Genomic DNA, 25,413 nt, shown 5'->3' with positions numbered 1-25,413 from the left:
GAGCGGCCCTCGAAAGGAAACGCAATGAAGCTCGCCATCAATGCCATGAACTTCGGACCGAAGGCCTCGATCCGCATGGACCTCGTGAAGCACGCCGAGAGCCTCGGCTTCGAGTCCGCCTGGACGGCGGAGGCGTGGGGCAACGACGCGGTCACGACGGCGACCTGGATCGCGGCGCAGACGACGACCCTCAAGGTCGGGACGGCGATCATGCAGATGCAGGCGCGGACGCCGGCGATGACGGCCATGACCGCGATGACCCTGGATCACCTCTCGGGCGGGCGCTTCAAGCTCGGTCTCGGGCCCTCGGGTCCCCAGGTGATCGAGGGCTGGCACGGCGTGCCCTACGGCAAGCCCCTCACGCGGACCAAGGAGTACATCGCGATCATCCGCAAGATCCTCGCGCGCGAGGAGAAGCTCGAGTTCGACGGCGAGTACTACCAGATCCCGACGAAGGACCCGAAGGCCTCGGGCCTCGGCAAGCCACTCAAGAGCATCCTGCACGGCAACCCCGACATCCCGATCTACACGGCGTCGATCAGTCCCAACGGTCTGAAGTGTGCCGCCGAGGTCGCCGACGGCGTGATTCCGATGATGTACGACCCGGAGCGCTACAAGGAGCTGCTCCAGTCCCCCCTCGAAGAGGGCTTCGCGAAGGCGGGCGGCGGCAAGAGCCTCGAGAACTTCGACGTCCAGGTCGGCATCTCGTGCATCATCAGCGACGACGTCGAGAAGGCGATGGCCCCGGTCAAGGCCAACATCGCTCAGTACGTGGGTGGCATGGGCGCCCGCGACAAGAACTTCTACAACGACTACGCCAAGCGGATGGGCTTCGTGGACGCCGCGATCGAGATCCAGGACCTCTTCCTCGACGGGAAGAAGGCCGAGGCGATCGCCGCGGTCCCGAATGAGCTCGTCGACGCCGTCCACCTCGTCGGCCCCGCGGACAAGATCCGCGACCGCCTCCAGGCGTGGAAGGAGGCTGGGTCGCGGCGCGAGGTCGCGGCGCTCCAGGTCGGGGCGATGCAGCCGGAAGCGCTCGAGCTGCTCGCGGAAGAGCTGCTCTAGCCGGGGGGCGTCGGCCGGGTTGCGGTGCTCTCAGAACACTGCGCGGGCGTCGCAGACGGCGTCAGTGGGATCCCTTCGGGGGATCATCGCTATTGTTAAAATTTGGGCTATAAAATTTAGCTACGAGCGAGGCTATTCAAACTTCTTGCGTTCGAGGGCAAGTGATTGGAGCGCGGACTCACCGGGCGATACGAAGAGACCGTGATCGGAGGGGATCGCGTAGCTGCCTTCGTCCCACTTCCCCTTCCTCCCATGCCATCCCTCGACCTTACGGGTCTCAACAGACTCGCCGCCGAGGCGAACGTGTCGCTTGGTCGTCTCGACGGCGTCTCGACGCTTCTGCCCGACAAGGAACTCCTTCTCTACACGTACATCCGGAAAGAGGCGCTTCTCTCTTCGCAGATCGAAGGCACGCAGTCGACGCTCTCCGATCTCTTGCTCTTCGAGTTGGACGAAGCGCCCGGCGTTCCCGAGTCGGATGTCGTGGAAGTCGCGAGCTATGTCGCGGCGCTCCAGCACGGGCTCGAGCGGCTGCGAGGCGGGTTCCCGCTCTCGACGCGGCTCATCCGGGAGATCCACGAAGTCCTTCTCGCCCGCGGACGCGGAAGCGACAAGCAGCCCGGCGAATTCCGCACGACTGGCGTATGGCTAGGAGGGCAGCGCGCGCGCGACGCGGAGTTCGTTCCGCCTCCTGCGAATCGGCTGGCTGAGTGCCTGACGGACCTCGAGCGATTCCTGCACGCAGAAGACGACGATCTTCCGCCGCTTCTTCGCGCAGGACTCGCGCACGTCCAGTTCGAGACCATTCATCCCTTCCTCGATGGCAACGGTCGGGTGGGTCGTCTTCTGATCACCTTCCTGCTCTGCGAGCAACGCACCCTCAGCGATCCTCTCCTCTATCTGAGTCTCTACTTCAAGCAGCATCGAACGGAGTACTACTCGCTGCTGACTCGAGTCCGCACACATGGAGACTGGGAAGCGTGGATGTCCTTCTACCTGGAAGGCGTCACGTCGGTGGCGCAGGAGGTCGTCGCTGCGACGGATCGGCTCTCGCGGCTCTTCTCGAAGGATCGCAACTCGATCGCCAATCGGGGGCGCCGAGCCGGGTCGGCGCTTCGTGTGTTGGAAGCCTTCTCCGCACGTCCGTTGGGCTCGATCTCGTCGGTGTCGGAACGGACCGAGCTCTCGTTTCCCACGGTCTCTTCTTCGATCGACCTGCTCGTCGAGCTGGGGATCGTCCGAGAGCTGACCGGCAAGCAACGCAATCGGCTCTTCGTCTATGACGAATACCTCTCGATCCTGAACGAGGGGACCGAGCCGCTCTGAGTCTCGTTCGTTCGGACGGAGATGGTTCGGTGCGACCGGAGGACCTCAGCTGCCGATCAGCGGATCGAGCGGGTCGATCTCCTGGAGTTCGTCCTTGCGTCCTGCGAGGGCCGATTTCACGTCCTCGACGACGACGTAGGCGGACGGGACGAGGAAGAGCGAGATCGTCGAGCCGAAGAGGACGCCGAAGCCCAGGCTCGTGGCCATCGGGATCAGGAACTGCGCGCTCACGCTGCCCTCGCGCAGGATCGGCGCGAGGCCGACGAACGTGGTCATCGACGTCAGCACGATCGGCCGGAAGCGGGCAACACCGGCGGCCCGGACCGCTTCTTCGAGGGCCACGCCCTCGGCGCGCCGCTCGTTGATGTAGTGGACGAGGACGAGGCTCGAGTTGACGACGACCCCCGTCAACGCGACGAACCCGAAGATCGACATCATCGAGAAGTTGAAGGTCTGGTCCGTGAAGATCTCGCGCACGAAGTACATGAACCAGTGGCCGATGATCGCGCCGACGAGGCCGAAGGGGATCACGGCCATGATGATCAGCGGCTGGACGTAGGACCGGAGCGGGATCGCGAGCAGCGCGTAGATCATGAAGAGCGCGACCGCGTAGTTGCGGAAGAGCCCGCCCATGCTCTCCGCCTGCTCGGACTGCTCGCCCTCGAGCGAGTAGGACATGCCCGGATAGTCGGCGAGGAGCAGCGGTATGAACTCGCGCTCGAGCTCCGCGATCACGTCGCCCGCCGCGACCTCCTTGACGTCGACGTCCGCGGTTACGTGGATCACGCGGTTGCGGTCCGCCCGTTTGATCGTCGCGAAGCCCCGCCCCAGCTCGGCGCGCGCGACGGCGTAGAAGGGAACCTCGCCCCCGTTCGGGGTCCGGATCCGGAGCTCGTCGAGGTCGGCGAGGGAGCGCCGGTCCCGGTCCGGGTAGCGGACCATCACGCGGATGTCGTCGCGACCGCGCTGGATCCGCTGGGCCTCCTCGCCGTAGAACGCCTGCCGGACCTGCTTCGAGAGATCGTCGAGGGTGAGACCGAGGGTCTGGGCGGCGGGCAGGATGTCGAGCTTGAGCTCCTGCTTTCCGGCACGGAACGAGTCGCTGATCTCGAACACGCCGATCTTTCGCGAGAGCTCGGCCTTGAGTCGGCCTGCGGCCTCGACGAGCTGGTCGACGTCGGTGCTTCGGAGCTGGATGTCGATCGGGTCGCCGGCGTCGAAGAGCGCGGCGTTGAAGCTGAGCTCGACGACGTCCGGGATGGCGACCTTCTCCGTCTGGTCGCGCCATCGCTGCTTGATCTCGGCCGCACTGATCGGGCGGTGGTCCCCCGATTGGATCGACATCCGGATCTCGGCGAGGTGGCTTCCGGTCGCGCCGGAAGGATCGCCAGGACCGGAGTCGCCGGCGTTGGGCTGCTGGCCGACCGAGAAGAGCACGTGCTGGATCAGCTCGTCCGCATCGAAGCCATCCTCGGCGAGCTCGGCCTTGGTTCGGTGGGCAGCATCGAGGACGACCCGTGCGGCGCGCTCCGTCGCTTCGATCGGCGTGCCCTGGGGCATCGTGAGCGTCGCGGTCACGTAGTCGCTCTCGATCGGCGGGAAGAACGAGAAATTCATCTTGGCGCCGCCGATCCCGGTTCCCACCGTGGTGAGCGCGATGACGAGGATGCCGATCCCCCCGGCGATGACCGAGTAGCGGTTCGCGAGGGCGCGATCGAGGAGCGGCCGATAGCGGTCCTGGGCGAGGCGCGAGAGGCTCGAGGCCATCGTCGCCTGGAAGGACTTCCAGCGCGCCTGGAGCGAGCCCGGCTCGAGCGTCCCGTGGGCGGCGCTCGGCTTCATGTGGCCGAGGTGGGCCGGCAGGACGAGCTGGGACTCGATCACCGAGAAGACGAGGCAGAGCGAGGCGGAGAGCCCGATCACGCCGAAGATCTGGCCCATCGTGCCGGGCGCGAAGATCATCGGGCCGAAGGCGGCGATCGTCGTGAGTACGCCGAAGATCACCGGGATCGAGACCTCCTGGGTCCCGCGAACGGAGGCGTCGAGGGGGTCTTCCGCGGCTTCCTGGTGGCGATGGACGTTCTCGCCGACGACGACGGCGTCGTCCACCAGCAGTCCCAGCACCATGATGAACGCGAAGAGCGAGATCACGTCGATCGAGATGTCGGTGTAGGGGAAGAGGAAGAGCGCCCCCAGGATCGAGAGCGGCACGCCGATCGAGACCCAGATCGCGAGCTTCAGGCGAAGGAAGAGGGCGAGCACGACGAAGACGAGGACGAATCCGCTCACCCCGTTCTTGATCAGGATGTTGAGGCGGTCCTTGAGCGTCTGGGACTCGTCTTCCCAGACGTTCATGGAGAGTCCTTCCGGAACGAACGCGCGGAACTCCTCGAGATGGGCACGGATCGCGTCGACGACCCGGATCACCTTCTGGTCGCCGACGCGGTAGGCCTTGATCGTGATCGCGGGGTTGCCGTCGAAGGTGGCGAACTGCTCGTCCGGCTCGAAGCCGTCGACGACGGTCGCGACGTCCGAGAGGAGGAGCCGCGTCCCGTCCGCCTCGGTCCGTAGGACGATCCGCTCGAATTCCTGGCCGACGTAGGCCTGACCCTTCGTCCTGAGAAGGATCTCGCCGCCCGTCGTCTTGATGGATCCGCCGGGTCGATCGAGGGAGCCGCGCCGGACCGCCGCGACGACCTCGTCGAAGGTCAGGTCGTGCCGTCGGAGCGTCTCCTCGGCGACCTCGATCGAGATCTCGTAGTCGCGGACGTTCTTGAGCTCGACCTGGGTCACGTCGGGCAGGGACGCGATCGAATCGCGGATCCGCTCGCCGTAGACCTTGAGCGAGCGCTCGTCGGCGGCGGCGGAGACGGCGATCGACAGGGCGGTATTGCGAACCTCGAAGTGGCTGACGATCGGCTTCTCGGTCTCGACCGGAAAGGTCGTGATCGAGTCGACGGCGTTCTTGATCTCGGAGAGAGCGCGGTCGATCGGATAGCCCGTCATCAATTCGGCGCTCACGCCGCAGGCCCCTTCGGCGGCGGAGCTCTTGATCTCCTCGATCCCGTCGATGCCGTGGATCTCTTCCTCGATCCGGATACAGACGCCCTGCTCGACCTCTTCGGGCGCTGCGCCGAGATAGACGACGTTGATCGCGATCACGTCGACCACGATCTCGGGGAAGGCGCGCTGCTGGATCGCGGGCAGGCTGACGATCCCGCCGATCAGCATGAGCGCCATCAGCAGGTTCGCGGCGACGTGGTTCCGGGCGAACCACGCGATGGCGCGGATCACGGGATGGCTCCTGCCGCCGCTTCCGCGTCCCCGCGCTCCGCGAGGTCCTCCGAAGCGGGATCCTCGACGGTGGGTGCCGCCGTCTCGCCGCTCACGCGGACGAGCATGCCATCGATCGCCGCATCGAGGGGCGAGGTACAGATCATCTCGCCGGCGACGAGGCCTCCGGCGACGACCACCCGATCGCGTTCGGTCCGGAGGACCTCGACCTCGCGAAAGGCGATCCGGTTCTCCGCGTCGATCACGTACACGCGGTCGCCCGCGCGAAGCGCGTCCCGCGGCAGGACGAAGGCGTCCTCGACGACCCGCCCTTCGATCTCCGCGTCGACGAAGAGACCGATCGCGAGGGGCGCGCTCCGCGGCGCCTCGAGCTTGTACGGCTCGGGCACGCGGGCGACGAGGTTGATCATGCGGCTCCTGGGGTCGAGCTCGGCCTCGGTCCGATCGAGCACGCCTTCCCAGTGGTGCTGGGCGCCCGCGAACTCGGTCGACAGGACGACCTTCGCTCCGGTCGTCTCGCCCTTCCCGACGATCGCGGCGCGAAACTGTCCGAACTCGAGGTAGGCGAGCTCGCGATCCGGAATCGGGAGCCGGACCTCGGCGTAGTCGATCGCGTAGAGGGTCGCGATCGACTGGCCGCGGTTCACGAACTGACCGAGGTCGACCTGCTCCGCGCGGACGCGGCCGCGGTAGGGGGCACGGATCTCGGTTCGTGCGAGGTCGCGCTCCGCGCGCTCGAGTCGGGCCTGGGCTTCACGCAGGCTCGCCTCGGCGATCCCGTACGCGTTCTCGGCATCGTCGATCCGGGCCTCGCTCGCGACCGAGCGATCAGCGAGGCGGCGCTGGCGGGCGCGCTCCTTCTCGGCGCGACCGAACTCGCTGCGAGCGCGCGCGACCTGGGCCCGCGCGGCCTCGCGATCGACGCGGTAGTCGGCGTCGTCGATCCGGGCCAGGAAATCGTCTTCCTCGAAGAAGCCGCCGGCGACGAGCTGGGGCGACATTTCGACGACTTCGCCAGAGACCTGGGGGATCAGCTCGCTCTCGGTCCGCGGCGTGACGGAGCCGTTCGCCTGGACCGTGAATCGGACTTCGGTCGGCTCGGCGACCACCGTCCGGACGAGGGGCGCGGCGTTCTGCTGGGGGCGATCCTCGGGCGAGCGCTGGACGCGCACGAGGAGGGCGACCACGAGAACGGCCGCGCCGATGATCAGCAGCGGTTGGCGAAGGGCGGAGCGCTTCATCGCAGGGGGATCTCTTCCGCCCGCCGCCCCACCGCGTCGGGCCGGCCCGACGAGCCCGGAGAAGAGGTGGTAGACCGCTGAAAAGACTTTTCGCGGCAAGGACTTAGGGGCATCGGGGTTCCGGGTCGACCGCGCGAGGCGGGCGAGGGCGGATGGGTCGTCGGGGACCCGTATCCGTAGGGGGGGCGCGTTTCTCGGAAGCTAGGTAGGGGGCTGGCGGGTGTCAAACGGGGTCGGGTCAGCCCGCTGGAGACGCGGGACGGGCGGCCTCGCCTAAGATCAGGCCTCAGGAGACACGCCATGGCCCCCACCGACGCCGCCCCCCGGACCCAGTATCGAACCTGCCCGCTCTGCGAGGCCACTTGCGGCCTCGCGGTCGAGGTCGAAGGCGACCGCGTCGTCCGCGTGCGCGGGGACGACGACGACCCCTTCAGTCGCGGCTTCATCTGCCCGAAGGGCGCGAACCTGGGCGAGCTGCACGACGATCCGGACCGACTGCGGACGCCGCTGGTCCGTCGTGACGGTGAGCTGGTTCCCGCGACCTGGGACGAGGCCTTCGCGGCCGTCGCCGAGGGGTTCGGTCGCGTCTTCGAGGAGCACGGGCGCGAGAGCCTGGGCCTCGTGCTCGGCAATCCTACGACCCACCACCTGGCCCCCGCCTTCTACATGGGGCCGATGATCCGCGCCTGCGGCACGCGTCAGATCTACAGCGCGTCGACCGTCGACCAGATGCCGGCACACGTCGTGTCGGGTCTGCTCTGGGGCGACCCGGCGGCGTTCCCGATCCCGGACATCGACCGGACGGACCACCTGCTCATGCTCGGGGCGAACCCGATGGCCTCGAACGGCAGTCTGATGACGGCCCCGGATTTTCCGGGCCGACTGAAGGACATGCCGAAGCGTGGAGCCAGGCTCGTCGTCGTCGACCCCCGGCGCTCCGAGACCGCCGCCCGGGCCCACGAACATCTCTTCATCCGGCCCGGGACCGACGTCTTCTGGCTCGCCGCGATGGTGCGGACCCTCTTCGAGGAGGATCTCGTCGACATCGGCCGGCTCGAACCCTTCGTGGACGGCGTCGACACGATCCGCGAGCTGGTGGACGCGTTCACTCCGGAGGCGGTCGCGAATCTCTGCGGGATCGATGCCGAGACGACCCGACGCCAGGCGCGGGACCTCGCCGGCGCGGCGGCCGCCGCGGTCTACGGCCGGATCGGGGCGCATACGGTCGAGTTCGGGACGGCGACCGCGTGGATGTGCGCGGTGCTCAACATCCTGACGGGAAACTTCGATCGGCCCGGCGGCGTGATGACCTCGTCGCCGATCGCGGCGAGCATCGACGACGGCGAGCCCGGCGGTCGCGGCTACCGCGTCGGTCGCTGGAAGAGCCGCGTCGGGAGCCACCCCGAGATCAACGGTGAGTTCCCCGCGGCGAGCCTCGCCGACGAGATGGAGACGCCCGGCCCCGGCCAGATCCGCGCCGCGCTGAGCGTCGCCGCGAATCCCGTCCGCTCCTACCCGAACAGCGAGCGGCTCGATCGCGCGTTCGGCGAGCTCGACTTCTACGTGGCCTTCGACATCTACGTGAACGAGACCAGCCGGCACGCGGACGTGATCCTGCCGGCGCCGTCGGCGCTCGAGGAGCCGACCTACGAGTTCACGTTCATGGTGAACGCGATCCGCAGCTTCGCGAAGTTCGACGAGCCGGTCTTCGAATCGGACGGTCCGGACGAGGCCGAGATCTTCGCGCGGCTCACCCTCGCGATCGCGGGGCAGGGCGCGGACGCCGATCCGAACCAGCTCCACGACGAGCTGATCGAGAAGGCGATCGGAAAGCTCGTGGACCGACACGACCTCGATCGCGAGAAGATCGAAGCGGAGCTCGAGGGCCTCTCGCCGCTCCTCAAGCAGCTCGATCTGAAGCTCCGCGGCGGTTGGCAGGGCGATCTCTTCGGCGCGCGCCCGGGCGGGGTCTCGCTCCGGAAGCTGGCCGAGCACCCGCACGGGATCGATCTCGGACCGATGGTCGAGCGCTTCCCCGCGCGCCTGCGGACCGAGAGCGCGAAGTTCGACCTGGACGCTCCGCACCTGGTCGCGGATTGGGCGCGGGTCCGCGCGCGCCTCGACGGCGGCGCCTCCGAAGGGCTCCTGCTGATCGGCCGACGTCACCTCCGCTCGAACAACTCCTGGATGCACAACGTGCCGAGCCTCGTCTCGGGCAAGTCCCGCTGCACCCTGCTCATGCATCCGGACGACGCCGCGACGCGCGGTCTCGAGAGCGGCAGCCGAACGGAGATCCGTTCGAAGGCCGGCGCTCTCGAGGTCGAGGTCGAGGTGAGCGAGGCCATGATGAAGGGCGTCGTCTCACTGCCCCACGGCTGGGGGCACGGAACGCCCGGGTCGCGCATGGCCGTCGCTGCGGCGAACGCGGGCGTGCCCAGCAACGTCCTGACCGACGATCGCGTGATCGACACGGCGAGTGGCAACGGCGTCCTCAACGGGATCCCGGTCGAGGTCGCCGCGGCCTGAGGCGCGCCGGATTCAGAGCTCGATCGCGGCGCGGAAGCCCTGGTGGATGGCGCCCTCGATGTACTTCACGCCTTCCACGTCGCCGATCGGGACGACCGGGGCGCCGCAGGCGCGAAGGGCCTCGAGCGGATCCGGGTTGGCGGCGAGCCCTTCGGCGATCACGACCGTGTCCGCGGGCACGAGGCGCTCCACCGGCGCTTCGTCCTCGCCTTCGCCCTTGCGGCTGAAGCGGACGGCATCCTTCGTGATCTCGAGGGGTGTTGCCTCGGTCACGAGCTCGACGCCGGCCTCGCGAAGCTCGTGAAGGACACGCCAGCGTCGTGGATGAGCCATTTCGAGGGCGACGACCGGTCCCCGCTCGATCACGGTCACCTCGCGTCCCCGCTCGGCGAGGAACTCCGCGAGCTCCGCGCCGACGAGTCCGCCGCCGATGATCGTCACGCGCTTGCCCATCGGCATGAAGAGCTTCGAGGCGCTCCGCAGGCGCGACGGGTCGGTCGTGATCCCGAGGCTGCGTCCGATCGAGATCGCGAGCCGGGCGTAGAGGGGGATGCCCAGGCGCCTGGTCGTCGCCGGATCGCCGGCGAGCACGAGGCGGAGATCGTCGCCGTCCCAGACGTGGGATCCGTCGGCGCCGGGGATCCCGCTCGACTCGCGTCGCGCACCGAGGCCCGCGAGGACGACGTCGGGGGAGAGCGCCGAGATCGCCTCGGCGGTCGCCGGTGTGCCGGTCCGGACGTCGACGTTCGATCGCGCGAGTCGCGCCTCCATCCAGTCGAGAAGGCGCTCGTTGGGTTCATAGGGGAGCGCAGCGAAGCGGAGCGTTCCGCCGACGTGGGCGTCCTTCTCGAAGAGCGTGACCTGATGGCCGCGGGCGGCGGCGGTGCAGGCGGCTTCCACGCCGGCCGGGCCACTGCCCACGACGACGACGCGCTTGGGGTCGGGCGCCTTCTCACGGAGAAGGGGCGCGAACTCGCTCTCCTGGGCGAGGACCGGATTGACGGCGCACTTCACCCGGCGATCGAAGAAGGGCTGCGCGACGCAGACGTAGCAGTAGATGCAGGGGCGGATTTCGTCTCGACGCCCCTCCGACAGCTTCTTGACGAGCTCGGGCTCCGCGAGGAGCGGTCGCCCCAGCGCGACGAGATCGACTTCGCCGCCCCGGATCGCCTCTTCGCCGCGCTCGACGGTGATCCGACCGGCGGTGATCACGGGGACGTCGACCGAGCGCTTGATGGTGGAGGCGAACCCGAGGAAGCCGCCCTCGCGGTGGACGAGCGGACCTTCGGTGAAGCCTGCGCCCATCGGATCGGAGTAGGCGCTCACGTGGATCGCGTCGGCGCCCGCCTCCTGGGCGAAGCGCGCGGTCTTGGCGGCCTCCTCGACGACGATGCCGTTCTCGACGCCGATCTCCTTCGCGTCGAGTCGGCACCAGATCGGGAAGTCGCCGCCCGTGCGCGCCTTGCAGGCGCGCAGGACGTCGCAGAGGAGCTTCGATCGACCTTCCGCGTCGCCGCCGTACTCGTCCTCGCGGAAATTCCAGGCGGGGGAGTGGAACTCGGAGAAGATGTAGCCGTGGGCCGCATGGATCTCGACGGCATCGAAGCCCGCGCGCCGGGCGCGTTCCGCCGCGTCGGCGAAGGCCTCGATCAACCAGGCGATGTCCTCGTGGGTCGCCTCCTTGATGACGGGCTTGCCGCCACCCGAGGCCTTGGCCATGGCCATCATCTCGTCCATCGAGAGATCGAGCGGACCGCTCGGTCGCGTCGACTTCCGTGGCATCGAAGGCATGAGGAGCTCACGCCCTTCGATCGTGTCGAGGCGGCCGACCTTGCCGTGATGGGCGAGCTGGATGGCGATCTTCCCACCGGCGGCGTGGACCGCTTCGGTGAGCGCCGTGAGCCCCGGCAGGTACTTGTCGTCGGAGACCGCGATCTCGTGGGCCGAGTTGGCGCCCATCGGATACGCGGCGCTCGTGTTCTCGGAGATGATCAGGCCGACCCCGCCCCGAACGCGCTCGACGTAGTAGTCGATCGTCGGCTGACGAACGACGCCGTCGGCTTCGACGAGCTCGACGCCCATCGGCGCCATCACCACGCGGTTGGGCAGCTCCATCGAGCCGATCTTCGTGGGGGAGAGGAGGTGGGAGAAGGACATGGCGGACTCCTTGGCCCGGGGAGGGTAGCGAGCTGGACGCGCGTCTTCGCGTGTCGAGTGCCTGCATGGCGACCTCCCGTGAGTGCCGCAGCGTCAGCGTTCGTCCACGACGTCGAACGCCTCGCCGGCGACGGGTGGGTCGAAGTCTGCGCTCGAGAGAACGTACTCGACGCCCGGTCCGCTCGGATAGTCGGCGTCGCGAAGGAAACGCATCCCGAGGCGCCGCAGGACGGCGATCGAGTCCGTGTTGGGGGCGTCGACGCCGGCCAGGACCGTGTCGGCGCCCTGGGCGAACGCGCGGGCGAGCGCGGTCCGCGCCATCCGGGTCGCCAGACCGCGCCCCCAGACGGACGGATCGAGCAGGTAGGTGAGCTCGGCGCTCGCCGCCTCGTCCTCGGCCGCGGAGAGTCGGACGCACCCGAAGGCTTCTCCCCGATCGTTCTCGAGGAGCCAGAGGCCGAGCCAGGGCGCGACCGGTTCGAGGCCTTCTTCGATCCAGGCGTCGATCGCCTCGTCGGGTGGGGGCGCTCCATCGCAGAGAAAGCGATGGACGGCCTCGATCGAGAGGAGCGAAGCCAGGGCCGGTCGGTCCTCCCACGCGATCGCGCGAAGCCGGACGCCGCCGATCCTCAGTTGATCACGCCTTCGCTGCGCAGCACGGCCAGCTCGTCGTCGGCGAGTCCGAGGTCGCCTTCGAGGACCTCGGACGTGTGTTCGCCGACGAGGGGCCACTTGTCCGTCGGGCCTTCGGGGCTTCCCGAGAACTTGATCGGGTTGCCGTGGACGATCACCGGGTCCTCCCGGCCCTCGACCGGGACCTCGCAGAGCATGTCGTGGGATCGAACGTGCGGATCCGCGAGGAGGTCGTGCCCCTCGTAGGAGGGGCCGGCGACGACGCCGGACTCGGCGAGGATGCGCGACGCCTCGAGCTTCGTCTTGTCCGCGGCCCAGGCTTCGACTGCCGGACGGATCACGGGCTCGATGTTCTCGCTCCACCCCTGTCGCGTCGCGAAGCGTTCGTCGGTCTTCCACTCGGGGCAGCCGATCAGATCGGCGAGCGCTTCGAACTGGTGCTCGCGGCCGACCTGGAGCACGAACATGCCGTCCTTCGCGTCGAAGCACTGCAGGATGCCGGGCCAGGCCTTGAGGCTCTGGTCGTGTTGGCCGATGGACGGTCCGAACGCGACCATGTCCATGATCGAGATCATCGCGTCCATCATGGCGACGTCGACCTTCTGTCCGCGGCCCGTCTGGTTCTTGCGGTGGAGCGCCGCGAGCAGCCCGATCATCGCGAAGAGGCCCGAGCCGATGTCGCCGATCGCGCCGGCGACGCCGATGTTGGGCCGTCGCCCTTCCTCCGGGCGGAAGGAGTAGAAGCCGCTCATCGCCTCCGGAACGCAGGCATAGGCCGGCCAGCTGCCGTAGGGCGTCTCGCGGAGGGATCCGAAGCCCGAGACGGCCACGTAGATGACGCCGGGATGGATCTCCTCGAGCGTGTCGTAGCCGAGCCCGAGCCGTTCCATCGTGCCGGGCTTGAAGTTCTCGACGACGACGTCGTAGGCGGGGACGAGCTTCTTGAAGAGCTCGGCGCCCTTCGGGTTCTTGAGGTCGAGGCCGAGGCTCCGTTTCGCGAGGTTGTTGCGGAGGAAGGTCGCGCCGGTCTCGCTCCCGTCTTCGTCGGTGATCGAGGGCAGGCTTCCGCGGCCGGACTCGCCGCGCGTCGGGTGCTCGACCTTGACGACGTCCGCGCCCATCCGTGCGAGGAGCTGCGTTCCGAAGGGCATGGCCTGCATCTGCTCGACGGCGAGGATGCGGACCCCTTCGAGGGGGAGTGCATTGGATTCGGTCATGGGTGTGTCCTACTCCGCGTCTGCGATCTTGATCAGCTGCTTGCCGAGGTTCTTGCCCTGGAAGAGGCGGAGGAAGGTCTTCGGCGTGTTCTCGAAGCCCTCCTGGATGTCTTCTTCGACTGCGATCTCGCCGCTGGCGCTCCACTTCGCGAGGTCGGCGATCGCCTGGCCCGCGTTCGCCACGTGGTCGAAGAGGATGAAGCCCTTGACCGACAGCCGCTTGATCACGATCTGCATGATGTTGCTCGGGCCGGGCGGCGGAGTCTCCTCGTTGTAGCCCGAGATGCCGCCGCACATCGTGATCCGGCCGCGCTCGGCCATCGCGAGCAGGGCCGCGTCGAGGATGTCGCCGCCCACGTTGTCGAAGTAGAGGTCGACACCGTTCGGGAACTCCTCGCGCATGCGCCTCAGCACGTCCTCGTTCTTGTAGTCGATCGCCGCGTCGAGCTTCGCTTCCTCGACGAGCCACTTGCACTTGTCGGGACCGCCGGCGATTCCGACGACCTTGCCGGCGCCGCGGATCCGCGCGATCTGGGACGCGACCGACCCCGTCGCGCCGGCGGCGCCGGAGACGAGGACGTTGTCGCCTTCGTTCACGGGATGGATGTCGTGGATCCCGAAGTAGGCGGTCATGCCCGTCGCGCCGAGTACCGAGAGCATGCGCTGGGGCGGGATCCCGTCGGGCACGCGGGAAACGCCCCCGAAGGGGCCCGGCGTGCCGTCCGTCAGATAGTACTCCTGCCAGCCGAACATGCCGGAGACGAGCTGGCCCTTCTCGAACTCGGGGTGCTTCGACTCGATCACCTGGCCGACGGTCCCCGCACGCATGGCCTCGCCGAGCTGGACCGGCGGGATGTAGCTCTCGACGTCGTCGATCCAGCCGCGCTGGGCCGGCTCGAAGGCGAGGAAGAGGTTGCGGATGAGGAACTCGCCGTCGGCGACGCCGGGGATCTCTTCGCTCGCGAGGCGGAAGTCGGTTTCCTTCACCATCCCGACGGGTCGGGCGGCGAGCAGCCATTGGCGGTTCGTGTAGGGCATGTCGGTTCCTGTCGATTCCTTGGGCGCCGAACTCGCCTACCGCGCGAGGCCGAGCTCGGCGAGGATCTCGTCCGTGTGCTCGCCGAGCGTCGGGGCGGGGCGGTCCAGGTTGGTCGGGGTCTTCTCGAACTGCGCGGCGGCGCGCGCCTGACGGATCCGGCCCGCGACGGGGTGATCCGTCTCGACGACCACGCCGGTCGCTTCGATCTGCGGATGCTCGAGGATCTCCGAGAGCGGCAGGATCGGGGCGCAGGGGACCTGCTCCGCGTCGAGGCGCTCGAGCCACTCCTCGGTGGTGCGCGTGACGAGTACGTCGGCGGTCTGGTCGAGGCGCTCCTTCGCGTAGGCGACGCGGCCGCCCGCGGTCTTGAAACGATCGTCGTCGAGCCACTCGGGATGGCCGAGGGCGCGGGTCAGCCCGTGCCACTCGGAGTCCGAGACCGCGCCCGCCGTCATGTATCCGTCCTTCGTCTCGAAGACGAGGTCCTGGGCGAGGGCGTTGCGCGGCACGTCGGCCTCGCTGCCCACGAAGGTGTGACCCGCGTAGCCTTCGGGCCAGGCGAGGGAGATCATCGCATCGAGCATCGAGAGCTTGACGTGCTGCCCCTCTCCGGTCCGCTCCTTCGCGAGGAGCGCCGCCGTGATCGCCTGCGCGGCGGTCATCGCCGTGACCTTGTCCGGGATCACGACGCGCATCATCTTCGGTCGACCGACGCCGCGATCGCCCTGGATCGTCGCGAGTCCGGAGAGCGCCTGGATGACCGGGTCGTAGACGCGCTTGCCGGAGTAGGGCCCCGTCTCGCCGAAGCCCGAGATCGAGACGTAGATCAGGTCGGGCTTGATCGCGCGCAGGGCGTCACAGCCGATGCCCATGCGGTCGACGACGCCGGGGCGGAAGTTCTGGACGACGACGTCGGCGGTCGCGACGAGCTTCCGGAACGCCTCCATGTCGGAGTCCTGCTTGAGGTCGAGGACGATCGAGCGCTTGTTGCGGTTGGTCGTCGCGAAGGTCGCGGTGATCCCATCGCGGGGGGCGCCGAGCCGGCGGACCAGGTCGCCCACGCCGGGGGACTCGACCTTGATCACGTCGGCGCCCTGGTCCCCGAGGACACAGGTGGCCATGGGGCCCGAGATCATCGTGGTCAGGTCGACGACGCGGTAGCCCGCGAGGGGCCCGTTCGCGCTGGATTCGGTCATGGGCGGTGGCCTCCGAAGCGAGGCGGGAAGCTAGCAGCCACGGAAACCGGGGGTCGCGTCGAGGTCGGCGTATTCGGGTATCCTGGGGCGATGGCGTCCACCCCCTCCGATCCGACGGCGAAGCCGCCCCTGCCCGAGGGCATCGTTGCCTTCGTGAAGCGCGACTGCCCGACCTGCGAGCTGGTCGCGCCGGTGCTCGCCGCGCTCTCGAAGGAGGCTCCGGTCACCGTCTATACCCAGGACGATCCGGGGTTCCCGGACGGCGTCGACCGGGTCGACGACACGGATCTGGCCGTTTCCTGGCATCACGAGATCGAGGCGGTTCCGACGCTTCTTCGCGTCGAGGGCGGAGAGGAAGTCGAGCGCGCGATCGGCTGGCATCGCGGCGAGTGGGAGGCGCTGACCCGTGTCGCCGATCTCGGCCCGGGCCTGCCCGAGCTCCGTCCGGGTTGCGGCTCGCTCTCCGTCGATCCCTCTCGCGCGCCGGAGCTCGCGATCCGCTTCACCGGGTCGAAGCTCAAGGCCCGCCGCGTCGAGATCGCCGAGCTCGAGGACGAGCAGGAAGCCTTCTTCGATCGCGGCTGGACCGACGGCCTGCCGATCGTGCCGCCGACGGAAGCGCGGGTGCTGCGCATGCTCGAGGGAACGACGCGCGCCCCGGACGAGGTCGTCGCGAACGTTCCGCCCGATCTGGCGCCCTGCACGGTCGAAAAGGTCGCGATCAACGCCGTCATGGCGGGCTGCAAGCCCGAGTACCTGCCGGTCGTGATCGCGGCGGTCGAGGCGGCGTGTACGGATGAGTTCAACATCCACGGCCTGCTCGCGACGACCATGTCCGCGGGACCGGTGCTCGTGGTGAACGGCCCGATCCGGAACGCGATCGGAATGAACGCGGGCAAGAACGTATTCGGTCAGGGCAATCGCGCGAACAGCACGATCGGACGCGCCCTCCAGCTGGTCATCCGGAACGTCGGCGGCGGCCGGCCCGGCGAGGTCGATCGCGCCACCCTCGGCAACCCCGGCAAGGTCGGCTTCTGTTTCCCCGAAGACGAGGAAGGCTCGCCCTTCACGCCCCTCAATACGGAGTTCGGCTTCGAGGCGGGGACGAATACGGTCACGCTCTTTCCGGGCGAGGGACCGCGAACGGTCGTCGATCAGATCGCCCGGGATCCCGAGTCCCTCTGTCACATGTTCGCCGACGCGCTTCGCCACATGCTCACGCCGAAGATGGTGCTCGCCTTCGACGCGATCGTCGTCGTCTCGCCGGAGCACTCCCGAATCTTTCGCGAAGCCGGCTGGACGCGCGAGGATCTGGTGAGGCGCCTCCACGAGCTCACGCTCATGAACGGCGACGATCTCGTGCGCGGCGCCGGCGGGATCGCCGACGGCCTGCCCGAGAGCGTGCGCGGCAACCAGGTTCCGAAGTTCAAGCCCGACGGCCTGCGGGTCGTCCATGCCGGTGGGGGGGCGGGGCTCTTCTCCGCGATCATCCCCGGCTGGGCCAACGGTGAGATGGGCAGCGCGCCCGTCTGCAAGGCCATCACGCCTTGAGCGGCAGCGGCCGCGACGACAAGGAGATCACGTCATGACGACCGTCCTCCTCGACCCCTCGAGCGAAGCCGTCCCGGCCGAGCGCGTCCGGCCGGCCCGGCTCGCCGAGCTCGCGGGCAAGACGATCGGACTGCTCGACATCCGGAAGGCGCGTGGGGACGTCTTCCTCGACCGGCTCGAGGATCTGCTGACCGCGCGCGGCGCTTCCGTGATCCGCTACGCGAAGCCGACCTTCACGAAGCCGGCGCCGATCGACCTCCGGCACGAGATCGCGACCCAGTGTGACGCGGTCGTCGAAGCCCTCGCCGATTGAGGCAGCTGCACGTCGTGCAGTGTGCACGACACGGTGGACCTCGAGGATCGCGGCGTTCCCTCCGTCTTCGTCTCGACCGTCGAGTTCGTCGACGGCGCGGACGCGCAGGCGAAGGCGCTCGGCACGAAACCCTCCGCGGTCTACGTCGAGCATCCGATCCAGGATCGGACGGACGACGAGATGCGCGTGATCGCCGACCAGGCGGTCGACGAAGTGGTGGCGCGGATCGCCGGCTAGTCCTCCGGCTGGTTCGCCGCCTGCGGGCGCTCCGCGGGGGGCCGGGCCGCGCGGCGTTCAGCCGACGAGCTGGAAGCCGGCGTCCAGGCAGTCCTGGAGGCGGATCAGCTGCTCGTCGCGCTCGGGACCGCGCTCGACGTGGTTCGGCGACATCAGCTGGATGTGCTTGTCGCCGTCGGTCAGGCAGATCGCGCTCGGCCCCTTGAGCCGGGCGCGTTCTTCGCGTGTGAGTCCGACCCGGTCCCAGGGATCGAGCGGGGAGTCGTCGAACTCTTCCTGGGCGAACTCGATGATGCTCGGGAGAAGGACCAGCTCGGCGTGATGGGACTCGCGATCGGAGCGTCTTCGTTCCTGCATTCGGGGGGAACCTCCTGTGACGCAGAGGGCGCGTCTCGGGAGATCATCTCGTTCGAGAATGACGATCGTGTGAAGGGCGTGCGAGCTTTCGGCTACGTCACGAACGCGTGTCGCCCCCGGCCGGGGCGAATCGCCTTCAGCGACCGAGCACCTTTCCCTGGAGCTCGCTCGCTCCGACCTTGACGTCGAGCCAGTCGGCGGAGAGCTGGGCCCAGCGAAGCGCCTGGTCGCGACTCATGTCTTCGATCCGGTCGAGGTGGGCGAGGACGAGCTTCACGCCGTCGGGGTTCATCTCCGCGATCCGTCCCGCCATCTCGAAGGCGCCGGCGTCGAGGGCGTCCGAGTCGTAGACCGCGCTGGCGAAGCCGATCCGGAACGCTTCGTCGCCGTCGATCTCGCGGCCGGTCAGGAGCATCTGCTTCGCGTTCGTGACGCCGCACTCCCGCGCCCAGCGGGTCGACGCGCCCCAGGCGCCGAGGCCGGTGCCGAGCTTCTTCAGGTGCCAGTCACTGATCCGGGCCTGGCGGCCGACCAGACGGAAGTCACAGGCGATCGCGATCTCGGCGCCGCCGGTCGTGCAGATGCCGTCGATGACGGCGATCGAGGGCTTGAGCAGGTCGTCGATCTTGTTCGTGAGGAGGAAGCCCTGCTCTTCGCCGACGCCGGTCCCTTCCATGACCGCGTTCACGTCGACGCCGGCGCTGAAGCAGGGGCGGCCGTCCGGGCGCGGGGCGCCCCGCAGCAGGAAGACCCTGATCTCGGGGTCGTTCGCGACCCGGTCGACGGCTTCGTCGAGGGCATCGAGGAGCGGCCCGGTCAGCGCGTTCAGCTTCTCCGGCCGGTTGAGCGTCACGACGGCGATCCCGTCGTCGCGCTTTTCGAAAAGGATGGGCGACTCGGACATGTTCGGGCTCCTGACTCGCGGAAGCGCGCTTCCGCGGATCGCGCGATGATAACGAGCGATGACCCGGGAGGAACGAAGCATGCCCGTACGCGGACTCGACCACGTCGCGCTGACCTGCGCCGACGTGGAGGCGACCCTCGACTTCTACAAGCGCGTCCTCGGCGCGACGACGATCTACGAGGACCTCTGGCGGGAGGGGAAGATCCCCGTCGTACTCCTGCAGATCGGCGCGAGCCGCCTCTCGATCCACGATGCGGCGTCCCCCGCCTCGCCCCACGCCGACACGCCCACCCCGGGCTCGGCCGACTTCTGCTTCCGCTTCGACGGGCCGATCGAGGAGGCGCGAAAGCTCCTCGTCGACCACGGCGTCGAGGTGATTGAGGGGGAGGGTCCGCGGCCGGCGGCGGACGGCGAGATGGGCCTCTCGGTCTACTTCCGGGATCCGGACCACAACCTGCTGGAACTGCTTTCGACGGACGGCTAGTTCCGGATCGCGTTCTTCATCTCTTCGAACTCCTGGTCGAAGATCGGGAAGTAGCACTCGGCGTTCGGCAGAACCCAGAAGACGTTCTCGGTGATGGCCTGATGGACCATCCGGCCGACCTCGTCGCTCGGGATGCCGCCGTCGACGGTGGCGTCGACGGCCTTCCAGAGCTCCTTGATCTCGTTCGGGAGCGGGCGATCACCGCGGGGCTGCCCGTCCGGCCCGGAGCGGTCGAACTGGGACGAGATGTTGGTGGCGACGCCGCCGGGGCAGACGAGGGTCACGCCGACCTTCGATTGCTTCATGGCGCACTCGACGCGCAGACCCTTCGAGAGGCCGACGATCGCGTGCTTGGTCGACGTGTACGGACCGTGGCACATCGCGGTCATGATCCCGCCTGCCGACGACACGTTCACGACGTGGGCTTCGTCCTGTTCGAGGAGATGGGGCATGAAGACGCGGATGCCGTTCACCGTTCCCCAGTAGTTCACGTCGACGACCCAGTCCCAGTCGTCGTCGTCGAGCTCCCAGGCGTAGCCCGGGGCGTAGACGCCCGCGTTGTTCACCAGGACGTGGACCGCGCCGAAGCGCTCGAGGGTCTTCTCGGCGAGGCGCTCGATCTCCGACTTCTTGGCGACATCGGTCGGCACTTCGAGGACCTCGGCGCCGAGGGCGCGGACCTCCTCGGCGGAGGCGGCCAGGCGATCGGCGCTCTGGCTGGCCATCACGATCGACATGCCGTGGCGGGCGAGCTCCTTGGCGATCCCGAGTCCGATTCCGCTGCTCGCGCCGGTGACGACGGCGATCTTTCCGTCGAGGTTCTCCATCTTCTTCTCCGTCTCCTGGGTTGGCGAAGGCTACTCGAGCAGGTTCGCCCGGATCGACGCGCGTTCGTCGTCGGTGATCCCGAGGCCCTGCGAGAGGTAGGTGTCGAAGTCGCCCCAATCCGCGGCGACCGCGTCGAAGGACGCCTGGATGTACACCTCTCGGACGCCGATCAAGGGCGCGAGGGCTTCGTGCCACCAGGCATTCCCGTTCTGCTTGCTGCGCTCGATGATCTCCTCGCCGGCGCGATTGCTGAGCAGGTACTGCTCGATGACCTGATCCTCGGGAACGCCGAGCGTGAGGAGCACGACCGAGCCGGCCCAGCCCGCGCGGTCCTTGCCGGCGGAGCAGTGGAAGAGGGCCGGCACGTGGGCGTCGTGGGCCAGCGCCTTGAGGAAGAGCGAGTAGGGCTCCCTGCGCTCGCGGACGAGTCCGGCGGCGGACTCGATCATCATCCGTTCGGCCTTCCCGTCACCGAAGAGCCGCTCCATGTCGTCCGGGCCGGCGTTCTCCATCAGCTCGCGGATGTCCGCACCCTTCGCGGGGTCCGGCATGGGCAGCAGTACGCTCTCGGCCTGGCTCGTGAGGCGATCGGCGCCTTCGAGCTCGATGTCCTTGGCCGTCCGGAAGTCGAAGACACGGCGTAGGCCGAAGGGCTCGAGGAGTGCCACGTCGGCATCGGTCGCGTGGCCGAGATGACCGGCGCGGAGCAGCCGCCCCCGAGCGAGACGGCGGCCGTCGTGGGTCGTATGTCCGCCCATGTCGCGGAAGTTGGCGACCTTCTCGAATTGGAGGGGGGAGGGGGCTCGGTAGTCGGTCACGGGGGGCTCCTTCCTGCGCGTCTTCGCGGGGTCGCGAGAAGATACCGCCGCGAGCGGAGCGCGCCGGGGCGGTTTCGGACGTCGTTGCGCGCGCGTGTCCGCCCCGTAGACTGACGAGCACGCCGCGCGAATCTGCGATCACGGCGCCGATTGCGAGGAGATCGTCGATGGGACGCTGGAGCCGGGAAGAATTGGAAGAAGCCTTCGATGTCTATCAGAAGACGGCCCTCGACGCGGGGACGTCGGGGGATTGGCGCAAGTGGGCGGACATGTTCACCGAGGACGCGACGTACGTGGAGCACCACTACGGCTCTTTCGGTGGCCGGGAAGCGATCTACAACTGGATCCAGAAGACCATGGACGAGCCGATCAACCAGCAGATGCGTTACTTCCCGATCGACTGGTACACGATCGACGAAGACAAGGGCACGGTGATCGCGAAGGTCTGGAATCGCATGATCGATCCCGGCGACGGCTCGATCCACCAGGAGTACAACATCACGATCCTCAAGTACGCCGGGAACATGCAGTGGTCCTACGAAGAGGACGTCTACAACCCGGCGCACTTCGGGACCATGATCAAGGGATGGATGGACGCGAAGAAGCGCGTCGAGGCGGAGAAGGCCCAGGCGTAGGCCCACGAGTAGGCCCAGGAATCGTCCCGGGCCCGATCGCGGGCATCGCCGCGACTCAGTTTCCGGCCCAGAGAAGCTCGTCTTCGCTCGTGTTCGGCTCGACGCTCGAGAGCGTGACTTCCTCGGAGGCCGCCACGACGGCCTCGTCGTCGAGCGACTCGCCCCATTCCTCGATTCCGTCCTCGGCAGCCGCGAAAGCGTCGGCCTGCTCGGCGTCGAGCGCCTCCTGCGCTTCGCGTTCTCGCTCCCAGGCCTCGATGTCCGCGAGCGCCTCATCCGTCCAGCAGCTCCGCTCGGATTCGCTCGTCCAATGGCCCGAGGAGGAGAACCCGAACTTCGCGGTCACGCACTCCTCGCCGAGGGAGAGCTGGTCTTCGGTGTCCTCGTACCAGATCCGGACGTCGCAGGTCTCGGCGCCGAGCGCCGCGGCGCTCTCCTCGATCGCGCGCGCCACGGTGTGCGTTGCGAGGCGGTTCGAGATCGACGGGAAGGCCGAGAGCGCGACGGAGATGTTCGCATAGCAGTCGCTGCCCACGACCCGACCTTCCTCGTCGCGCTCTTCGTAGACGACGATCTCGATCTCGTCGTCGACACCGGGAGCGACCTCGATCGAGACCAACGCGGACGCGTCGGGCTCGGCGATCATGCAGGCGTCGCCGTTCGACGCGAGGGCGGTCGATCCGATCAGCGTCGCGGCGAGGGCGACTCCGGCGCGGGCCGGTCGATCGGTCGTCGTCGGCCGACGGTCGGAGGAGCTCGGGGGGAGAGCGGGGGGCGCTAGTCGGGGATCGGAGGTCGGGGGGCGCATCGCGGACTCCTTCGCCGCGGGGGCACGGCGTGTCGGGGGGACACACGGTGCGACGCTGCCCGCCGCCGGTCGGTTCCCGGTACGGCGACACGTTCGAGTGACGGAGGAGGGGGCCGGCCGACGGCGTCTCAGATGTACTGGAGAAAGCTGTCCGGATGGCGCCGCTTGAGTCGGCGGAACCAGACGCAGGCCGGGTAGAGCACGACGAGCACGGCCCCTGCCGCGATCCAGGTCTCCGTCAGGCCCCGGAGCATCATCCCGCCGGTGATCGCCATCGCGCCGGCGCCGAGCAGGACGAAGTGGAGCATGTAGAAGAAGAGAGCCGTCTGTCCGTACACGAGGAGCGGGTTCCACGGATTCACGGGTTTCGCGAGACGCCGCTCGGTTCGCAGGCAGAAGACCAGGCCGAGCGCCATCAAGCCGAGCTCCATCAGGGAGTAGACGAGGGCCGGCGGGTATTTCGACATGTGGAGGAACTGGATGACCGATCGGTCGTCCCGGAGGAGGCCCATGTTGCCGTAGCCGTTCTGGCTACGAATGAGGGACCAGAGCAGCAGGGCCGTGCAGCCGCAGAGCAGCAGGAGCTTCTCCGTCTCCTGGCGTCCATGCTCGTTCGCGGGCTGGTCGAGGAGGAAGCGGCCGAAGGCCCAGCCGAGCAGCATCATCGCGAGCCAATGGGTCATCGGATACGAGTTCACGACGAAGCTGCCGTTTCCCGGAACGAAGAGGAGCGTCGAGAGCATCGAGAAGTGATCCACGGCGCCGGTCGAGAGATCCTCCGGGATCGGCAGGAGCCGCATCAGGACGAACTCGCTCCCGGCGAGCCAGCCCACGCCGATCGCGACGAGCAGGGCCGTGGGCAGTCGCCGAAGCAGCACCATCGCGATCATCGACGCGCCGATCGCGAAGAGGACCTGGAGCATCAGCATCCCGCTCGCCGCCATGAGGGAGAGGAGGCCCTCGCAGGCGAGCACGACGCCGGCGCGGACCAGCAGGTGTCGATCGAGCTCCCTCTCGGCCATGCCCTGCGCGCGACGCTTCTCGAAGCTCATCGCGAGAGAAGTGCCCGAGAGGAACAGGAAGGTCGGAGCGCAGAGGTGGGTGATCCAGCGCGTGACGAACTGGGCCGGGCCGAGCTCCGTTCCGGGGATCCAGTAGTCGCCGCCGACGAAGAGATTGGCGAGGTAGGCGGAGTCGGAAGCGACCCGGCCTGCGTTCCACATCTGCGAGGCATGGTCGACGGCCATCAAGACCATGACGAAGCCCCGCATCCAGTCGATCGCCGCGAGTCGGCTCATGTCGCTTCGGGTCTCGGTCATCGCGCGGCAAGGATACCCGTCCGAGCGCGTCCCGCTCCCGCGACCGCAGGGCGGTCCGGCGGCGCGCCCTTCGTGTAGGCTCTCCCCGTGCAGGACACGCGGCTCCCCCTCCATCTCAAGTTCGTCTTCGGCCTGGGGGACCATTCCATCAACGTGGCGCTGGTCGCGCTCACGATGGTCTTTCCCTTCTACCTGACCGACGTCGTCGAGATGCGTCCCTGGCTGGCGGGCCTCGTGCCTTTCGTCGGCCGGAGCGTCGACGCGGTCTCCGACGTCTACATGGGGCGGCTCTCCGACCGGACGCGCTGGAAGGCGGGGCGTCGGCGGCCCTTCTTCTTGATCGGCGCGCTTCCCTTCGCGCTCTCCTTCGCGGCGATCTGGTCGGCGCCGGCCTTCGAAGGCGACCTCGGCCAGTTCGTCTTCTACGCGGGCGTCTATGTCTTGATCAGCATCAGCATGACCGTCTGCGCGATCCCCTACTACGCTCTGATGCCCGATCTCACGGACAGCTACGACGAGCGGACGGCGTTGGTGACGTTCCGCTCGGCGCTGTCCTTGATCGGAACCCTCCTGATCGCCGTGGCGTTTCGTCCGCTCGTGGCGACCTTCGGCGGCGACGCGCCGGCCTGGGCGATGACCGGGGCGGTCTTCTCGCTCTGGATCGTGTGGCCCTGGCTGCCGATCTGGTGGGTCACGTGGGAGCGGCCGCCGCGCGAGATCGCCGATCCCGTGCCGCTCCGCGAGTACCTGGGCGTGATCACGGGCAACCGCAACTTCGGCCGTCTGCTCGCGCTCTTCGCCCTCGGCCGGATCGCGATCGATCTGCCGCTGGCGCTCTTCCTCCACTATTTCACGTACGTGATCGGCCGGCCCGACTACTTCGAGTCGATGATGTTCTCGTTCATCATGGGGACGGTGATGGCGATGCCCGTCTGGCTCCGCTTCGCGCGGGGGCGCGACAAAGCGGAGGTCTATCGCTGGGCCTGCGTCGGTTGGACGACGACGTTCCTCGGCCTGCTGACCTTTCAACCGGAGTGGCCGTACGCGGCGATGATCCTGGTGAGCCTGCTCTCGGGATTCGGCTACGCGGCGGCGGACATGATGCCCTGGTCGATGGTCGCGGACGTCGCGGACGAGGACGAACTCGCGTGTGGAGAACGGCGCGAGGGCGTGTTCATGGGGATCTTCACCTTCGTGCGGAAGATCTCCGGCGCGACCGGCGTCTTCATCGGGCTCTTCGTGCTCGACGTGGTCGGCTTCCAGCCGAACGTCGAGAACGGCGACGTCGTCCTGTACACGATCCGCGGTCTCACCGCGGGCGTCCCGATCCTCTTCATCCTGGCGAGCCTCGCGATCGCCATGAAGTACACGCTCGGGCACGCCGAGCACGAGACGATCCTCCGGACCCTCGAAGGCCAGCGCGGCGAACGCGCGGTCGGCTGAGCGTCGCGCCGACTGCGAC

The 25,413-nt window shown here is 68.2% G+C and carries 21 protein-coding genes; 8 read left to right on the top strand and 13 right to left on the bottom strand.

What is annotated here, in order from left to right; all coding sequences use genetic code 11:
* Positions 1 to 24 precede the first annotated feature (24 nt).
* Positions 25 to 1,068, top strand: a complete 1,044-nt coding sequence (locus tag NXI30_03115; protein MCR9093184.1) for an LLM class F420-dependent oxidoreductase — start codon at positions 25 to 27, stop codon at positions 1,066 to 1,068.
* A 165-nt stretch (positions 1,069 to 1,233) separates the two neighbouring features.
* Positions 1,234 to 2,394 carry a Fic family protein gene (locus NXI30_03110; protein ID MCR9093183.1) on the top strand — a complete coding sequence of 387 codons (1,161 nt, stop codon included), beginning with the start codon at positions 1,234 to 1,236 and terminating at the stop codon, positions 2,392 to 2,394.
* A 45-nt stretch (positions 2,395 to 2,439) separates the two neighbouring features.
* Here the strand turns inward: NXI30_03110 and NXI30_03105 are convergent, their stop codons facing one another.
* On the bottom strand, positions 2,440 to 5,688 hold the full coding sequence (locus tag NXI30_03105; protein ID MCR9093182.1) for an efflux RND transporter permease subunit: 3,249 nt from the start codon (positions 5,686 to 5,688) through the stop codon (positions 2,440 to 2,442).
* Positions 5,685 to 6,929 carry an efflux RND transporter periplasmic adaptor subunit gene (locus tag NXI30_03100; protein ID MCR9093181.1) on the bottom strand — a complete coding sequence of 415 codons (1,245 nt, stop codon included), beginning with the start codon at positions 6,927 to 6,929 and terminating at the stop codon, positions 5,685 to 5,687. The genes NXI30_03105 and NXI30_03100 overlap by 4 nt, the downstream gene beginning before the upstream one ends.
* A gap of 300 nt (positions 6,930 to 7,229) precedes the next feature.
* Between NXI30_03100 and NXI30_03095 the strand changes: the two genes are divergently transcribed.
* Positions 7,230 to 9,455: a molybdopterin-dependent oxidoreductase gene (locus tag NXI30_03095; protein ID MCR9093180.1), complete on the top strand. Its 2,226-nt coding sequence runs from the start codon at positions 7,230 to 7,232 to the stop codon at positions 9,453 to 9,455.
* 12 nt (positions 9,456 to 9,467) lie between these two features.
* Here NXI30_03095 and NXI30_03090 read toward each other — a convergent pair whose 3' ends face one another.
* The 5 genes from NXI30_03090 to NXI30_03070 form a co-directional block, all read right to left on the bottom strand.
* Positions 9,468 to 11,612 carry an FAD-dependent oxidoreductase gene (locus tag NXI30_03090; GenBank protein MCR9093179.1) on the bottom strand — a complete coding sequence of 715 codons (2,145 nt, stop codon included), beginning with the start codon at positions 11,610 to 11,612 and terminating at the stop codon, positions 9,468 to 9,470.
* A gap of 93 nt (positions 11,613 to 11,705) precedes the next feature.
* A complete protein-coding gene (locus NXI30_03085; GenBank protein ID MCR9093178.1) occupies positions 11,706 to 12,344 on the bottom strand; it encodes a GNAT family N-acetyltransferase in 639 nt (212 codons plus the stop codon).
* Positions 12,242 to 13,462, bottom strand: coding sequence for a CoA transferase (locus tag NXI30_03080; GenBank protein MCR9093177.1), 1,221 nt, complete (start codon positions 13,460 to 13,462; stop codon positions 12,242 to 12,244). The genes NXI30_03085 and NXI30_03080 overlap by 103 nt, the downstream gene beginning before the upstream one ends.
* A 9-nt stretch (positions 13,463 to 13,471) precedes the next feature.
* Positions 13,472 to 14,500 (bottom strand): NADP-dependent oxidoreductase, encoded by a 1,029-nt coding sequence (locus tag NXI30_03075; protein MCR9093176.1) that lies wholly within the window; start codon positions 14,498 to 14,500, stop codon positions 13,472 to 13,474.
* Positions 14,501 to 14,536: 36 nt separating this feature from the next.
* Positions 14,537 to 15,697, bottom strand: coding sequence for a CoA transferase (locus NXI30_03070; GenBank protein ID MCR9093175.1), 1,161 nt, complete (start codon positions 15,695 to 15,697; stop codon positions 14,537 to 14,539).
* 90 nt (positions 15,698 to 15,787) lie between these two features.
* Here NXI30_03070 and NXI30_03065 point away from each other — a divergent pair, with 90 nt between their 5' ends.
* A complete protein-coding gene (locus NXI30_03065; GenBank protein MCR9093174.1) occupies positions 15,788 to 17,248 on the top strand; it encodes a thioredoxin family protein in 1,461 nt (486 codons plus the stop codon).
* Positions 17,249 to 17,282: 34 nt separating this feature from the next.
* Complete coding sequence (locus tag NXI30_03060; protein ID MCR9093173.1) at positions 17,283 to 17,798, top strand: UGSC family (seleno)protein; 516 nt, start codon at positions 17,283 to 17,285, stop codon at positions 17,796 to 17,798.
* A 57-nt stretch (positions 17,799 to 17,855) separates the two neighbouring features.
* Here NXI30_03060 and NXI30_03055 read toward each other — a convergent pair whose 3' ends face one another.
* Both NXI30_03055 and NXI30_03050 read right to left on the bottom strand, forming a co-directional pair.
* Positions 17,856 to 18,155, bottom strand: coding sequence for a hypothetical protein (locus tag NXI30_03055; GenBank protein MCR9093172.1), 300 nt, complete (start codon positions 18,153 to 18,155; stop codon positions 17,856 to 17,858).
* 136 nt (positions 18,156 to 18,291) lie between these two features.
* Positions 18,292 to 19,059 (bottom strand): enoyl-CoA hydratase/isomerase family protein, encoded by a 768-nt coding sequence (locus tag NXI30_03050; GenBank protein MCR9093171.1) that lies wholly within the window; start codon positions 19,057 to 19,059, stop codon positions 18,292 to 18,294.
* Between the two features lie 79 nt (positions 19,060 to 19,138).
* On the opposite strand from NXI30_03050, the gene NXI30_03045 reads away from it, so the two are divergent.
* Positions 19,139 to 19,543 (top strand): VOC family protein, encoded by a 405-nt coding sequence (locus NXI30_03045; protein ID MCR9093170.1) that lies wholly within the window; start codon positions 19,139 to 19,141, stop codon positions 19,541 to 19,543.
* Here the strand turns inward: NXI30_03045 and NXI30_03040 are convergent.
* Positions 19,540 to 20,370, bottom strand: a complete 831-nt coding sequence (locus NXI30_03040) for an SDR family NAD(P)-dependent oxidoreductase (protein ID MCR9093169.1) — start codon at positions 20,368 to 20,370, stop codon at positions 19,540 to 19,542. The two genes, NXI30_03045 and NXI30_03040, sit on opposite strands and share 4 nt — an antisense overlap.
* Before the next feature lie 30 nt (positions 20,371 to 20,400).
* Complete coding sequence (locus NXI30_03035) at positions 20,401 to 21,189, bottom strand: tyrosine-protein phosphatase (GenBank protein MCR9093168.1); 789 nt, start codon at positions 21,187 to 21,189, stop codon at positions 20,401 to 20,403.
* Positions 21,190 to 21,356: 167 nt separating this feature from the next.
* Between NXI30_03035 and NXI30_03030 the strand changes: the two genes are divergently transcribed.
* Entirely contained in the window at positions 21,357 to 21,824 is a 468-nt protein-coding gene (locus tag NXI30_03030) for a nuclear transport factor 2 family protein (protein MCR9093167.1), read from the top strand.
* 55 nt (positions 21,825 to 21,879) lie between these two features.
* Here the strand turns inward: NXI30_03030 and NXI30_03025 are convergent, their stop codons facing one another.
* Both NXI30_03025 and NXI30_03020 read right to left on the bottom strand, forming a co-directional pair.
* Positions 21,880 to 22,632 carry a hypothetical protein gene (locus tag NXI30_03025; GenBank protein ID MCR9093166.1) on the bottom strand — a complete coding sequence of 251 codons (753 nt, stop codon included), beginning with the start codon at positions 22,630 to 22,632 and terminating at the stop codon, positions 21,880 to 21,882.
* Between the two features lie 128 nt (positions 22,633 to 22,760).
* Positions 22,761 to 23,951 carry a heparan-alpha-glucosaminide N-acetyltransferase domain-containing protein gene (locus NXI30_03020; GenBank protein ID MCR9093165.1) on the bottom strand — a complete coding sequence of 397 codons (1,191 nt, stop codon included), beginning with the start codon at positions 23,949 to 23,951 and terminating at the stop codon, positions 22,761 to 22,763.
* Positions 23,952 to 24,038: 87 nt separating this feature from the next.
* On the opposite strand from NXI30_03020, the gene NXI30_03015 reads away from it, so the two are divergent.
* Entirely contained in the window at positions 24,039 to 25,394 is a 1,356-nt protein-coding gene (locus NXI30_03015) for a glycoside-pentoside-hexuronide (GPH):cation symporter (GenBank protein ID MCR9093164.1), read from the top strand.
* Positions 25,395 to 25,413: the final 19 nt, after the last annotated feature.

The sequence above is a fragment of the bacterium genome, from assembly GCA_024742285.1.
Lineage (GTDB): Bacteria > Myxococcota_A > UBA9160 > UBA9160 > UBA4427 > UBA4427.
This window is presented reverse-complemented; position numbering and strand designations above follow the sequence as displayed.